13 protein-coding genes are annotated in these 15,264 nt (G+C 47.1%); all 13 read left to right on the top strand.

Translation table 11 applies throughout. The features are described from left to right. Positions 1 to 2: 2 nt before the first annotated feature. Genes B5Z18_RS14945 through B5Z18_RS14885 form a run of 13 tightly spaced genes read left to right on the top strand, consistent with a single transcriptional unit; the run spans position 3 to position 15,248 of the window. Positions 3 to 1,556 carry a lipopolysaccharide biosynthesis protein gene (locus tag B5Z18_RS14945; RefSeq protein ID WP_143313606.1) on the top strand — a complete coding sequence of 518 codons (1,554 nt, stop codon included), beginning with the start codon at positions 3 to 5 and terminating at the stop codon, positions 1,554 to 1,556. A gap of 3 nt (positions 1,557 to 1,559) precedes the next feature. Further along, positions 1,560 to 2,714, top strand: a complete 1,155-nt coding sequence (locus tag B5Z18_RS14940; RefSeq protein ID WP_079470285.1) for a glycosyltransferase family 4 protein — start codon at positions 1,560 to 1,562, stop codon at positions 2,712 to 2,714. Further along, positions 2,707 to 3,972, top strand: coding sequence for a hypothetical protein (locus tag B5Z18_RS14935; protein ID WP_079470284.1), 1,266 nt, complete (start codon positions 2,707 to 2,709; stop codon positions 3,970 to 3,972). Before B5Z18_RS14940 ends, B5Z18_RS14935 begins: the two co-directional genes overlap by 8 nt. Positions 3,973 to 3,991: 19 nt before the next feature. After that, on the top strand, positions 3,992 to 5,137 hold the full coding sequence (locus tag B5Z18_RS14930) for a glycosyltransferase family 4 protein (RefSeq protein ID WP_079470283.1): 1,146 nt from the start codon (positions 3,992 to 3,994) through the stop codon (positions 5,135 to 5,137). A gap of 11 nt (positions 5,138 to 5,148) precedes the next feature. Continuing rightward, positions 5,149 to 6,075 (top strand): polysaccharide pyruvyl transferase family protein, encoded by a 927-nt coding sequence (locus tag B5Z18_RS14925; protein ID WP_079470282.1) that lies wholly within the window; start codon positions 5,149 to 5,151, stop codon positions 6,073 to 6,075. Between the two features lie 3 nt (positions 6,076 to 6,078). Beyond that, on the top strand, positions 6,079 to 7,437 hold the full coding sequence (locus tag B5Z18_RS14920; RefSeq protein ID WP_079470281.1) for a hypothetical protein: 1,359 nt from the start codon (positions 6,079 to 6,081) through the stop codon (positions 7,435 to 7,437). Further along, positions 7,434 to 8,510: a glycosyltransferase gene (locus tag B5Z18_RS14915; RefSeq protein WP_079470280.1), complete on the top strand. Its 1,077-nt coding sequence runs from the start codon at positions 7,434 to 7,436 to the stop codon at positions 8,508 to 8,510. Before B5Z18_RS14920 ends, B5Z18_RS14915 begins: the two co-directional genes overlap by 4 nt. A 9-nt stretch (positions 8,511 to 8,519) precedes the next feature. Beyond that, positions 8,520 to 9,650, top strand: coding sequence for an XrtY-associated glycosyltransferase XYAG1 (locus B5Z18_RS14910; protein WP_079470279.1), 1,131 nt, complete (start codon positions 8,520 to 8,522; stop codon positions 9,648 to 9,650). Further along, positions 9,651 to 10,556 (top strand): glycosyltransferase family 2 protein, encoded by a 906-nt coding sequence (locus B5Z18_RS14905; RefSeq protein ID WP_079470278.1) that lies wholly within the window; start codon positions 9,651 to 9,653, stop codon positions 10,554 to 10,556. It abuts the gene before it with no gap. Positions 10,557 to 10,562: 6 nt separating this feature from the next. After that, positions 10,563 to 11,144: a WcaF family extracellular polysaccharide biosynthesis acetyltransferase gene (locus B5Z18_RS14900; protein ID WP_079470277.1), complete on the top strand. Its 582-nt coding sequence runs from the start codon at positions 10,563 to 10,565 to the stop codon at positions 11,142 to 11,144. Next, complete coding sequence (locus B5Z18_RS14895) at positions 11,141 to 12,574, top strand: capsule assembly Wzi family protein (RefSeq protein WP_079470276.1); 1,434 nt, start codon at positions 11,141 to 11,143, stop codon at positions 12,572 to 12,574. Before B5Z18_RS14900 ends, B5Z18_RS14895 begins: the two co-directional genes overlap by 4 nt. Before the next feature lie 18 nt (positions 12,575 to 12,592). Beyond that, on the top strand, positions 12,593 to 13,828 hold the full coding sequence (locus tag B5Z18_RS14890) for a WcaI family glycosyltransferase (protein WP_079470275.1): 1,236 nt from the start codon (positions 12,593 to 12,595) through the stop codon (positions 13,826 to 13,828). A 34-nt stretch (positions 13,829 to 13,862) separates the two neighbouring features. After that, positions 13,863 to 15,248, top strand: coding sequence for an undecaprenyl-phosphate glucose phosphotransferase (locus tag B5Z18_RS14885; protein WP_079470274.1), 1,386 nt, complete (start codon positions 13,863 to 13,865; stop codon positions 15,246 to 15,248). The last annotated feature ends 16 nt before the right edge of the window (positions 15,249 to 15,264 follow it).

Here is a 15,264-nt window from a genome sequence, read left to right as displayed (position 1 = left end):
ACATGCAGGTAGCGAACAGGGTGATATTGAATACAGGAGCGCTTTACGGGCGAATGCTGATCACCGTTTTTATTTCCTTGTACGCCACCCGGCTGGTGCTCAACCTGCTGGGTGCGGCGGACTATGGATTGTTTAACCTGATCAGCGGGGTCATTGCCATGTTGTCTTTTCTGAACATGGCCATGACCATCAGCACGCAGCGGTATATGTCTTTTCACCTGGGCACCAAAGACGCACACAAATTAAAAGTAGTGTTTAACTCCAGCGTGCTGCTACACTTTGTATTGGGCCTGGCATTGGTGCTGCTGTTTGAAGTAATAGGCAGCTATCTTTTTGATCATGTGCTTAACTATCCTGCATCCCGCACCATGGCCGCCAAACTCATCTTTCAGTTCATGGTGGTCAGCGCATTCTTTACCATCATCTCCGTGCCTTATGATGCTACATTGATTGCACAGGAGAACATGGTAATGGTAGCTATACTGGGTATTGTGGAATCAGTAGGAAAGCTGCTGATCGCACTCAGCCTGCAATACACTTCGTACGACCGCCTCATTGTATACGGCGGACTCATGGCCTTGCTCACGGTATTACTGCTGGTATTCAAGCAGGTGTATTGCGCCGTGAAGTATGAGGAAAGCCGTATCCGCATCCGGCAGTATTTCGACAAGAATCTTTTGAAAGAGATGTTTGCCTATGCAGGTTGGAATATGTTTGGTGCCGGCAGCTTTGTGGCACGCAACCAGGGCATTGCGCTCCTGCTGAATGTTTTCTTCGGCACCATCGTAAACGCGGCTTATGGCATCGCCAACCAGGTAAATGCACAGCTCAGCTACTTTTCGGTTACCATGTTGCGGGCATTAAATCCACAAATCATTAAAAGTGAAGGCAGCGGCGACCGTCCGAGGATGTTGCGGCTGGCCATGATTGCCAGCAAGTTTTCCTTTTTCCTGCTGAGTTTTTTTGCCATCCCCATGATGATAGAAATGCCTTTTGTATTGCAATGCTGGCTGAAGCAGGTGCCTGATTTTACGGTGATGATGTGCCGCCTGATCATCATCGCTACGTTGATTAACCAGCTGTCGTCCGGTATACAGGTGGCGGTGCAGTCGGTAGGGAAAATAAGAAAGTACCAGGTAGTGGTGAGCACAATGGTGCTGTTCAATTTGCCCATTGCATGGTTGCTGCTGAAAGCCGGATACCCCGCAGCTACGGTATTGATCAGTGCGATAGCCATTGAAGTGGTAAGCGGCATCTATCGTATGATGGCAGCGAAAACTATCACGGGCTTGTCACCGGCAGTATTCACCCGGCAGGTGATCATCAAATCAATAGTGCCGGTACTGCTGGCAGCCGGACTGGCCTGTATCCCGCAGTTATTCATGGGCGAAGGGTTTGTGCGGTTGGGCGTTACCACCATAGTAAGTATCATCAGTATTGTGTTCCTCATCCGGCTCATTGGGTTAACCACCGATGAAACTGCGAAAGTGGAACAGTTACTCAACAGGATTTTCACAAGACTACAGGCACGGCTAGTGGTATTAAAAGCGAATTAAGATATGAACATTCTTTTCTTCACAGACATTTCTCCTTTCCCGCAAAACGGGGGAGAACGGATCAGGAGCTACTACCTGATCAAAGCTTTGTCGCAGCTCGGCTATGAGGTGATTGCCGTGGTACGGAATGTGGAGAAGGTAGACCTGCAAAAATACCATCTCCCTAACGTTACTTTTTATACTTATGAAGCAAAACCTTTTGACCTGCTGACCCGTATTACGGGTAAACAATACTTCCAGCGATCCGCCACCGTGATGAATATCTTTGAAGAGGTGTGCCGGGAATATCCTTTGGCAGCGGCTATCCTGGACTATGGCTATGTAGGTCATTATATTTCTTATTTCCAACAGAAACAGATCCCTGTTATCCTGGGTACTCACAACGCACAGCCCATGATCACGTGGCAGCTGCCTTCAAAAAGCATTGTGGATAAGCTGCGCAAGTGGCAGCTGTTCAGCATGGAGAAGCTGCATGAACGCATGTACTTTAATAAGGCTGCTGCTGTGCTGGTAGTGAGTGAAGATGATAATGCCTATCATACACGGTTCCTGCCTAAACAGAAAGTATTTACCGTTCCCAATTTCCTGGATGCAAAAGACTATCACTTCACCGGCAAGAAGCAACAGCGTGTGTTGGTGATGACGGCTAACTTTGGCGTATATATGAATTTCGCCGGCCTTAAATGGTTTATAGAAAATGTGTGGGATGATGACCTGGCCGGAAAGTATGATCTATGGCTGGTTGGTAGAGGTTCTAAGGAAGCGCTGAAACAAATTACCGGTAAAGAAGAGTACCGCAATATTGTGGCATTTGGAAAAGTAGATGATGTGAAATGGTATATCTCCGTAGCCAGCGCCGTAATTATTCCGTTGGTGCATGGCAGTGGTACCCGCCTGAAATGCCTGGAAGCAATGGCGCTCAGCACACCAATTATCAGCACCCGTAAGGGTGTGGAAGGTGTGAAGAGCCATCACTTTATTGTGTCTGATGAACCGGCCGCCTTTAAACAATCCTTACTGGCGTTTGATCCGGAAACAGATAAAGGCGCCAGGTTACGCGAAGATTTTTTACAGGAATACAGCCTGGATGTAAACCGGGAACGACTGCAGCAAATTGTTCACTACGCGGTACGCGGTAAAATGCCTGCCTATGTTTAACCGGGTCAAAATAGCCATGTACACTTTGCTGAGTGGCGTAAATGTAGCACTGGTAGGCCAGTTGAAGCTCAATGAGATCATGGTGCTGCTGTCTACTCCCTTTGTATTTGACCTGCGGGATTTTAAAGTATATCCCATGTTCCGCAAGATCATTTTTGCATTGGTAGCGCTTTTTGTATTCCAGGCTATTACAGATCTGTTTGTTGTACATAGTTCATCAGAAAATTTTATGCGGGGTTGGGCGGCTATTATTATGTCTATCCTCTCTTTTATTTTTCTGTTTAAAACTTTGGAAGATGACCAGGCAATTTTCTTCTTCCTTTGCATGACCCTTATAAAAAATATTGTCTGGACAGATGATAATGCAGACACGGATATGTCGTACTTCAAATTTAAAATGGTACCTATCCTGTCGTATGCTGTTTATATCTGTTCTTTCCTATTATATCGCAGGGGACAATGGAAAGCAGTGCTGGCGCTGCTATTAGGCTATAGCCTGTTGTGTTTTGCCCGCGACTCGCGCTCAACAGGCATGGTCTTTTTCCTCGGTGCTATCATCATCTACTGCTTTAACAGTGGCATGTACCTCACCCGCGACCGGTTGCTGGTATTTGGTATTGCAGGCGCTATCCTGTTCCAGTTTGCCTATGTATGTTATGTAAATGCCGTCATGAATCATGAAATAGGCGGGGATCATGCTTCCGAACAAATAGACCGGCTTGATAATCCTTACAATCCGTTATCACTGCTCATGACAGGCAGGGGCGAAACCTTTGCTGCTATGGCCGCTATTGCCGATGCGCCGTTGTTTGGTCATGGTTCCTGGGCAAAAGATGATAACCTGCAATATTACCGGATCCTGTTGTTGTACCAGAATGAAGAGATGAATGAACAACTGGCTACTTCAACAGATCACCTGATCCCCAGTCACTCGATCCTGCTGGGCGCCTGGGTAAACTGCGGACTGGGTGGATTTATTGCAGTATTGCTCATATTCATCTTCCTGCTGAGAATGGGTTTCTATCTCATCCGGAATGCAGCAGATACGGCCTTGTACCCGGTATTGGTACTCATGACGATTGGGGTGATATGGACCTTTCTTTTCTCTCCCATCCAGCAACTGAGATTTAATATACCCGCTATTGGCGCAGTGTTGTTACGCGCGTATTATGATTTTATGGAAGAAGCCAGCACCGGGGAAGTAGCGGTACAAACAAATGAAACGATTGATATGCTATCTCCCGAAGGGAAAATATAAACGGTAAAAAACATCAGCTATGAAAATATGCTTCATTACACTAGGGGATATTAAATTCATTGCCACCATGAAACGGGCCATAGGCATGGCCGGACCGTTGCTGTCGCTCGGCTGGGAGGTATCCATCATTGCACAGGACAGTGAAGAAAACCGCAAACGCATAGCGATGGAGTGCAGCGAAGCAGTGAAGGTATACTATTATCAGCCTGGCTCCGCAGGAGAAGAAGTAAAGGTTAAAACGGATCTGGTAAACCAGATTGCGCCCGACTATGTGCTGTTCTGTTCCTTTAGTTTCCGTAACCGTATTTCCAAAAGTAAACTGAACGTAAAACCGAAAATACTCATCGAACATTCGGAGCTACCCTCCGGAATCCCAGATAATAAAGGCATCCGCAAGTTAGCTATGCTGGCGTTGGAATATTGGTCGGTGTTGTATGCAGATGGATTGCTGTGTGCCAGTAAGTATCTCTGTAACGTATATACGAAAAGAGCGGCTCAGTTGTTCCGCAAGCAGTTGCCCGTGTTATACTCGCCTTACGCATTCAACAACGATGTAATAGCGTCGCCCCGTATCCGTCTGAAAGAATTGCAGGATGCTTATGCAGGTAAAACCATGTTGATCTATATGGGTACGCTTACCCGCAACTATGGCCTCTTTACCATGTTACAGGCGATGGAAATGGTGAGTAAGGAAAGAAGTGATGTGGTGTTAATGCTGTTGGGTCAGGGAAGACATATGGCAGAAGCAAAAGCTTTTGTGAAAGAAAAACAGCTCGACGCACAGGTAGAATTCCTGGGCTATGCACCGGAAGAAGATCTCAGCTCCTGGTTTACTGCTGCTGATGCGTTTATTTCCCCGCTGAATGATACCGTGCAGGACTGGGCACGTTGCCCCAGCAAAATTTATATGTACCTGCCATTTGAAAAGCCGGTGTTTACCTGCGCTATTGGCGAGCCACTGGAAATATTCGGACAACAGGGATATTATTTCAATAACAATGCGCCGGCATCGCTGGCAGTATTGATCAGTAAACTGGCCAACGGCAGACTGGCGCCGGCAACGGTGAACAGCGAAGCCCACAGCTGGGAACGACGGGCAGTTGATTTTACAGCATGGATCAACAGTAACGATGCAGTAAAAGTATTACGTATTGCTAACCTGTAAATGACTACAACGTGAACTATGTGTATTATAAAGATCCCAAAGGCAATTTTGGTGATGACCTGAACGGTTGGCTCTGGCCCAAGTTATTTGGCGAAGGCAACATCAATGACCCGGAAGCGTTCCTGGGCATTGGCTCCATCCTGTTCGATGGCTCCCCGTTATTCAGGGATATACCGGACAAATGCAAGATCGTATTCGGCACGGGTGTAAGGCCCTCTCATCAAACCTTCAGTCTCAACAGCAGCTGGGATATCCGCTTCCTGCGTGGGCCATTATCTGCCTATGCGTTTAATAACCAGTTCCCGTATATCGCAGATGCTGCTTATGCCATCCGCCAGCTGCCGGAGTTCGATAAATTCCTGAAGGTGAAAAAAAAGTATAAGGTGAGCGTGATCCCTTATTTTAAGTCGGTGCCGTTTTTCGATTGGGAAGCGCTCTGTAGTAAACTGGGCTATAATTATATCTCACCGCGGTCTGAAAAAGGTGTGGAGCATACCTTACAGGAAATCGCTGCATCGGAATATGTGATTGCAGAAGCCATGCACGGCGCTATCCTCGCCGATGCGCTACGCGTGCCCTGGCATCGCTTTATATTGTCTACCCCGCATACAGAAGGCAGCGGCGTGGCAGAATTTAAATGGATGGACTGGCAGGCGGCCATTCATCTGTATAATATCAATGCTACACCCGTGAAGCTTTACCGCAAGTCATTTCTTCATCAGAAAATTAAAACACTCTCCGGCAACCGTATCAGCGCGGAGTTTATGGCCAGGGATATCGTAAAAACAGACCTGCTGAAAACGCTGCAGGCGGTGAATGGTTTTTATTTATCTGAAGAAGATGTGATCAGGCGTATCGATAATAAAATTCATGATCAGACTTTTTTGTTGAGAAAAGAAAAGTGCATGGATAAATCATCTTTCATCACAACACATTAACATATGCAGCAGGAATTTATTTTATCAGCAGGAACAGGACATTTCTTTTTTGGTTTTCATGATCTGGTAGCTTGGAATGCTGCAGGTGATAAATTGCTCGCATTACAAACACCGGATATCACCGTTCCACCGGACCCGCGTATTCCCTGCGGCATCGGCTATTTCGATGCAGCGCAGCAATTCCGCCGGATGGGAGATACCTATGCTTACAACTACCCGCAGGGCGCCCGCCAGCAATGGATCGGCGATACAGATACTTTTATTGTAAATGATCGTGTTGATGATGTTTGGGGTTCTCGGATATATGATACAAACGCCGGTAAATGTGTGAGCGTATTGCATCAGCCCGCCCATGTGATTACAGACGAAGGCGTCGCCTTTGGCATCGACTATGCACGGCTGTTCCGTGTAGGAGGATATGGATACACAGGGCTTACGGATAAGTATGCACACGTTCACGTGCCCGATACATCCGGCATTGTGAAACATAATGTATACACCGGTGAGCAGACAATGCTGCTGTCTATCGCCGCTGCTGCCAATTATAAAATGAATCCTGCCCTGGGGCAGCATCATTATATCACGCATCTGCTGCTGAACCCTTCGCAGCAACGATTGGCATTCCTGCATCGCTATAAGTTGAAAGACGGTGGCGAAACTACACGGCTTATGACCATTGGTGTGGACGGCAGCGACCTGAAATGCCTGGCAACTGGTTTCCTCAGTCATTTCGACTGGAAAGATGATTCCCACATTGCTATCTGGGGCAGAACAGGCAGTAATATCGAAAAACTGCGTGGCTCGTTGTTGTATAAGATGATGCCTTCCGGGTTGATTTCCGGAGGAAAGAAAGTACTGAAGAAATTATTATATACAAAAGAGAAAGGAGCCAAAGCAGTAGCACCCTTCAACTGGTTGTTACTGGAAGATGTGGATAACGGGGCGCCGGCGATGCTGGCGAAGGATATTATTACAGAAGACGGGCATCCGATGTTTTGCCCTGCAGACCGCGACTGGATGATTTGTGATACCTATCCCAACCAGCAGGGGATCCGTACACTGTTTCTTTTCCAGTACAGCACGCAACAGAAAGTTACGTTGGGTACTTACCGTATGATTGATGATAAACCTGACCTGCAACTGGCACACCCTTTACTGGCTGGCGTGGAAGAAGGCGTGTTAAAAGCCTTTTCGCTGGAGCAGATGGCTTTTACACGCAGCGGCCTGCATTGTGATTTGCACCCACGCTGGAAGCGCGATGGTAATGTGGTGGCTTTTGATTCCATCCATGAAGGCCGCCGCATGATTTATGGTTATGATGTGAGCAGTATTATTCATGCACATAAAAATGTATTGGTATGATTGCCATTCTGCAGCCACTGGTACCGCATTACCGCGAGCATTTTTTTAACCGGCTTAATGAGCAGGCGCCTTTCGATCTGTATTGTTATGATCAGGCGGATGCTATTAAGCAGCAGAACCTGTCGGCCGGCAATACTACGGTGAAGCAATTACCTGCCTGGAGCGTAGGCCCGTTTGTGTTATATAATCCGTTGCGCTTTTTTAGTAAAGATTATAAGGTGCTGGTGCTGATGCTCAATTTCGCGCATTTGTCTACCTGGATGATCCTGCTGCTGAAGCCTTTGCTGAAACAAAAGGTTATTCTCTGGGGACACGGTATTTCAGTGAAAAGATATGTACAGGAAGAGCAACGGCCCAGCCGCTTATTGAAATGGATGATCCAACTGGCCGATGCTACCTGGTTTTACACGCCAAAGGAAATGGCGCTCTGGCAACAGGAAATGCCGGGTTTAAAAGCAGTGGCTTTAAACAATACTATTTCTGAAGTGGAGAAGATCATGCAACGGGAGGTGCCCGATAAAGCAGCGTTGCGGGAGAAGTATAATATCCGTTCAAAACGCATATTGATCTACTGCGCCCGCTTTAATGAAACCGGCCGTCGTATTGATCTGCTGGAGAAGCTGATGCAGGAAACCGATCCGGAACAGTACGGATTTATTATTATCGGCGCAGGTAAATATAAGCCGGACTTCAGCAGTTATCCACATGTGCACGACTTCGGGGCAGTATATGATCCTACCATCAAGCATGAGTTGTTTGGCATCGCGGATCTGTACTTTCAACCAGGATGGGTGGGCCTTTCAGCGGTAGAAGCAATGGCCTATGGTAAACCGGTATGTACTTTTAAACGCAGCGAGGAAGTATTGCAATGCGTAGAATACAGCTATATCAGGGATGGCTACAACGGTTTGATCTTCGATAGCATGGAGGAATGTCTGTATGTGCTGGATCAATTGTCGGATGAAGAGATTAACAGGCTGGGCCAACATGCCAAACAGTTTGTGGGAGAAAACCTTACCATGACGGCGATGGTGGATAATGCTTTTCACTCACTGGATTCAATGAATAAATAACCCTTGTTTATGAAGATACTTTTTATTGTTCCTTCCTACAAACCGGCCTACGTGTACGGAGGCCCTATTGTAGTAATAGCGCGGCTGGCGGAGCAGTTGGTGTTAATGGGGCACCAGGTGGAAGTGTATACTACCACTGCCAACGGTGCGAAGGAACTGGATATAGCGGCTAATACCACGGTGATCATGGACGGGGTGAAAGTAACCTATTTCAAAAGGATCACCGGTGATCATACGCATGTGTCGCCGGCGTTGTGGAAAGCAGTTTGGTCTAATGCAAAACAATTTGATAAAGTACATATCCACTCCTGGTGGAATTTCCTGGTGATGGGCGCTTCCTTTATCTGTAAATGGAAAAAGCTGAAGCCATTGCTATCGCCGCATGGCATGTTCTGCGACTACGTACTGACGGCGCGGAACAACCGGAAGAAAAAGCTGCTGCACACGGTGATGGGTAAACGTTTATTAAAGAACACTTACCTGCATGTATCGTCAGAGCTGGAGTGGAAAGAATGCCGGCAGGTGAATACCCACTGGGAAGGCGGACAGGTATTTAACCTGGTGGATTTACCGGAAGGAAGTTTTGTGCGGACAGAGAACGAAGTATTTACCATCAGTTTTCTTTCACGGGTAGATCCCAAGAAGGGACTGGACCTGCTGATCCGTGCATTGGCAAAGGTTACGTTCCCTTACCGGTTACAGATCGCGGGGAGCGGTGATGCACAGTATGTAGCTGAATTAAAAGATTTAATTGCGTCGCTCGATATGGATAATAGCGTCGAATGGGTAGGTTGGAAAGGCAGTGAGGATAAATTTCATTTCCTCGCTGCCACCGACCTTTTTGCGCTTACCTCCCGTAACGAAAACTTTGCCATTGTAGTGATTGAATCGCTGTATGCGGGCACGCCGGTGCTGATCAGCGACCAGGTAGGACTGGCAACGTATGTGCAGCAGCATGACCTGGGCTGGATTACGGGGATTGATAGTGTGGAGACGATCACCGCGCAGCTCACTGCTGCTTACCAGGAAAAGGGACAACGGCAAAGGATTACACGGTCTGCCCCTTTGCAGATCCGTAATGATTTCAATGATGCCACGCTGGCGTCGTCTTATGTAGAACTGTATGAAAAATGTAGCTAGATGAAGATCGCGGTAGTAATACTCACATTTAATGAATCGTTGCACCTGGCACGCTGCCTGGAGAATCTCCGGCAAATAACGGATGAGCTGTACGTAATAGATGCTTTTTCAACAGATGATACCGTAGCGATAGCGGAGAGATTCGGCGCAAAGGTTTTTCAGCGCAAATGGGTCAATTATGCCAATCAGTTTCAATGGGCATTGGATCATTGCGGAATTGAAACACCCTGGGTGATGCGCATGGATGCAGATGAATACCTGGAACCCGGATTGGTAAAGGAAATCCGCCAGCGGATAGACAAAGTGCCAGCCGGTATAACGGGCATATATATACGCCGGAAGGTGTTATTCAAAGGTAAATGGATCCGCTTCGGCGGTTTCTACCCGCATACCCTCTTGCGGATATGGCGCAATGGGGTAGGCAGCATCGAACAGCGCTGGATGGATGAACATATTGTATTGTCCGACGGCGCTACGATGCTGTTTAAAGAACATATTGTAGACGATAACCTGAATTCCATTCACTGGTGGGTAAACAAACATAATAACTACGCCATCCGTGAAATGGTGGACCTGCTGAATATCCGCTATGGCTTCTGGCAAACTGACGAAAGGTTGCTGCGCGAAAGCGGAACACAGGCCAAACGGAAACGGTTCCTGAAGGAGAAGGTATACGCCTCCATGTCGCCGGGAATGCGCGCTTCGCTGTATTTCCTGTTCCGCTATGTAGTGCGTTACGGCTTTCTGGATGGTTATAAGGGGTTCCTCTTCCATTTCATGCAAGGGTACTGGTATCGTTTACTCGTAGACGTTAATGTGCAGGAATTTCAGCAAAAGCTCGATGGAAACGAAAGCAGGGAAGATATTATGGCGTTACTGAAACAGGATTATAACATTCATATCTGATATCACATGACCACTAATCTTGCTGCATTTAATACAGGCAGTTATTATGCCGGCCCTAAGTGGAAAGTGCTGTTATGGTACTTCTGTAATTATTACATTTTCAACAGCGCTTTCCCCTGGCCATATGGCCTCAAAAGCAAGCTGCTGAAGCTGTTTGGCGCCCGTGTGGGCAAGGGCCTCGTCATAAAAACAAAGGTGCGGATCAAATATCCGTGGCTGCTGACTATCGGCGATCATTGCTGGATAGGAGAGTCGGTATGGATTGATAACCTGGCGGCGGTAACGCTGGGAGATCATGTTTGCCTTTCACAGGGCGCCCTGCTGTTGACCGGCAACCACGACTATAAACAACCTGATTTTCCTTACCGGCTTGGTCCTATCCACATTGAGAATGGCGCCTGGATAGGCGCTATGGCAGTAGTGTGTGCAGGTGTTACCTGCGGTAGCCATGCCGTGCTTACAGTAAACAGCGTGGTTTCAAAAGAGATGGAGCCCTGGCTGATCTACTCCGGCAACCCGGCGGTGGCAGTACGTAAAAGGGAAATGAAAGGGCATACGGTTACCATACTAAATACGGCGGCTATATGAAGAAATGGGGCTTATATATCGCGTTAATGATAGGGCCAGCCACTGCGTGGGCGCAGGTTCACTTTGCAGATTCGCTGGAAGTGCATGCGGGCGCAGTAGGAACCATTGCTTCAAAAGACTACCAGCCGCTCTGGCTCATGGCCAATCACTTTGGTACCATCAGCGATCGTAAAGGCGATGTATCTACACATGTGGGTTTTAGCAACGGGCACGTATGGAAAGAGGATTTTTATGTGAGGTACGGGCTGGATGTGTACAACAATGATCAGTTCCATCAAACATTTATAGAACAGGGATATGTAAAAGCCGGTTATAAACAGTGGGAAATCAGGGCCGGGCGGTATGAAGAAATCATCGGGGAAACAGACAAAGACCTGAGCAGCGGCTCTATGGGGATCAGCGGTAATGCGCTCCCCATACCGAAAGTAGGCATCGCGGTAACGCAGTACACCGATATTCCCTACACCAATGGCTGGGTGCAGTTTAAAGGACTCATCAGTCACGGCTGGATGGGAAAGGACCAATACATCAAGGATGCCTGGTTGCATGAGAAAAATTTCTATCTCCGCATAGGCAAAAGAAAACTAAAGGTATTTGGTGGTATACAGCACTATGCGGTATGGGGTGGTAACCGGAAAGACCTGCCAAAGATTACTGCCGACTGGCAGGGGTTTATGGATGTGCTGCTGGTAAAAACAAAAGATGATGGTACCGTTGGTACTTCAGAGATACAGCCTAATCGCCCCGGCGACCACCGCGGCATTATAGAAGGAGGTATTGAATGGGAAAATGATCAGTTGTCGATTCGCCTGTATAACCAAACCCCTTTTGAATCGGGGCAGGGTATCGATATCCGGAACATCGACCGGCTCCTGGGCATTGTGTATACCAACAAACAAGCTGGCAGCTGGCTGGAGAAGATCACAGCAGAGGTGCTGTATACCAAACAAATGAACGATTTCTTCCCGTTGCATCAACGCGAAAGTTACTATAACAACGGCGTATATCTTACCGGCTGGGATTATCACGAACGTGTGATCGGCACTCCGTTGTTTATTGACCGGGATCGCGGACAGCATTACTTCCCCAGCATGAAGCCGTTCAACTGGAATGATCATAAAGATTCACTGAGGGCAAAGGGAGGGAATATTATTAATAACCGTGTAATGGGAGTGCATATCGGTGCGCTTTATCATCTCCCGAAAAAAATTACCGGCAGAACATTAATCACCTACACACAAAATTATGGCACTTACACCAATACCGCCCTATTTAAGCCAATGAAGCGGCAATGGTATACGTTGCAGGAGTTTCAGTACCAGCTGTCGTCGAAAGGACTTGCCCTGAAAGCATCCATAGCAGTGGATCAGGGGCAGCTCTCCGATAACGTGGGGTTTATGATGGGGGTGTTATGGAGTTGGCGGCAATAATATTTAAATACAACGTATATGGGTAAACGAATATTACTGATAGGCGGCAATTTTTCACCCGAGCCAACGGGAATAGGAAAGTATAATGGAGAAATGATCAGTTGGCTGGCAGATAACGGGTACGACTGCACGGTAATAACTACCTATCCTTATTACCCGCAATGGCAGGTGCAATCGCCCTATGAACGGTCAAAGAACTGGTTTAAAAAAGAAGTACTTCCGCAGGGAAAAGGAAAACTAACGGTATACCGCTGCCCGCAGTATGTACCTGCAGAACCTTCCGGCAAGAAGAGAATGTTACAGGACTTTTCTTTTGCAGCGGCCGCATTTGTCAAAGTGATGCAACTGGTGTGGAAAAAGAAATATGATATTGTGATTACGGTAGCGCCGCCCTTTCATCTCGGGTTGCTGGCCGTTCTCTATAAAAAGTTGCGGGGTGCCAGCTTCGTGTATCATGTACAGGATTTGCAGATAGAAGCCGCGCGCGACCTGCAGATGATCCGCTCGCCACGGCTTATCAATGCGCTGCTGAAACTGGAGAAGATGATTCTCCGGCAGGCAGATCACGTAAGCAGTATAGCCGACGGGATGATCCGTAAAATAAGTGACAAGGCTGGCAGGGAAGTGTTTTATTTTCCTAACTGGGTGGATGTAACACAATTTCATCCCCTAACGGATAAGGCTATATTAAAACAGTCTTTTGGATTTCTGCCTACCGATAAAATTATATTGTATTCCGGCGCCATCGGTGAAAAGCAGGGACTGGAAGCCTTGTTGCATGCCGCTGCATCCTGGCAGCACCGCGAAGAAATGAAGTTCCTGATCTGTGGTTCCGGACCTTATAAAGCAAAGCTGGAACAGGTTGCATCGCAACTGCAGTTAAAGAACACGATCTTCTTTCCATTGCAACCCCTCGCGCAGTTTAATAACTTTTTAAACATGGCAGACGTACACCTGGTTATACAAAAATCACATGCCAGCGATCTGGTGATGCCATCTAAGTTAACCACTATACTCGCGGTGGGCGGTATAGCGCTGATTACCGCCAATGAAGGCACGGGCCTGCATGAGCTGGTAAGCCGGCATCAGATGGGAATCCTCGTGGATGCGGAAAACCAGGAGGCGCTGCAAACGGGTATAGGCAGGGCGGTATGGGAAAATACCGCCGACATTGCAAGGAATGCCCGTGAATTTGCAGCCAGTCACCTTTCTATTTCAGGAGTGATGACGCGCTTTAAAGAACAGGTGGCGTAGCGCTTTCTTTTATTGATCAACCATATTCTATTTTATGCTGAACCGGTATCTCAAAATTTGCAGTATCCAGTTGATTGTGCTGGATTTTATCTGGCTGAACGTATTGTTTTTTTTAACCAGCTCCTGGTTGCAGCGGTACGACCGTATGCAGGATATTAACGTGGATATTTTTCTCGTAGTATCAAATCTCTCCTGGCTGGTGGCTTTGTACACTACCGGTATTTACTTCCTCAGTCAGCAATTATCGTTTGACCGTATTGCCCGCAAAACAATACAGAGCATATTGCTGTACCTGTTGTTATTGTTGTTATCATTGTTTCTCACCAAGCAATTATATTCCCGGTTGTTTATTTTGAGTTATTGTTCCAGCTTCCTCTGCATGGTATTGCTGGGCCGCTGGGTTTTCTACAAGGTTACCCGGCATATCCTGCATCGCAACGGAGTGGAAAAGAAAGTGGTGATCCTCGGGTATAATGATCTTTCCAAACAACTGGCGGATCAGTTGATAGGAGATAACAGCAACCTCAAGTTTGAAGGTTATTTTGAAGAATCCAGTAACGTGCATGAGTTATCTTATTACCCGGTGATCGGTAACCTGGAAGCCTGTGTGCCCTATGCACAGTCTAATAATATCCGTGAAATATATTCTACGTTATCTCCCGAAAAATTTCCTTACCTGTACACTTTGGCGAGGGAAGCAGAGCTGAACCTGATTCACTTCCGCTTTGTGCCCGATTTCAAGTTGTTTGTGAACAGGCAGATCTTTGTGGATTACTTCAATAATATTCCTATCATCTCATTGCGTTCTGAACCATTGGATGATATTGCCAACCGCATCCGTAAGCGGGTGTTTGATATTATCTTCAGCAGTCTTGTGATTGTTTTTATACTCACCTGGCTGATTCCTTTGCTGGCGCTGCTGATCAAGCTGGAGTCCAGGGGGCCGGTGTTTTTTATTCAATACCGTACAGGCCGTAATAACCTGAATTTCCCCTGTTTGAAACTGCGGAGTATGTATGTAAATAATGAGGCGAATGCGAAGCAGGCTACGCGGCATGATAGCCGGTTCACGAGAATCGGGCGTATCCTGCGTAAAACCAACCTAGATGAAATGCCGCAGTTCCTGAATGTATTTATGGGCGATATGTCTATTGTGGGGCCCCGTCCACATATGCTTCGTCATACCGAGGAATTTTCGCGGGTGATCCAGCAGTACATGATCCGCCATTTTCTGAAACCCGGTATTACAGGCTGGGCGCAGGTATGCGGGTTGCGTGGGGAAATTACGGAAGAATCACATCTGCGCAGAAGGATCGAACATGATATCTGGTACATGGAAAACTGGTCGGTATATCTCGATCTGCGTATTATATTTTTAACGATCAGGAATACGATTAAGGGAGATGAGAATGCGTTTTGAATATTTTATTTAAAGT

The sequence above is a fragment of the Chitinophaga ginsengisegetis genome, assembly GCF_900168065.1.
GTDB lineage: Bacteria > Bacteroidota > Bacteroidia > Chitinophagales > Chitinophagaceae > Chitinophaga > Chitinophaga ginsengisegetis.
The sequence above is the reverse complement of the archived record's forward strand: the minus strand, read 5'-3'. Positions and strand labels throughout refer to the sequence as shown.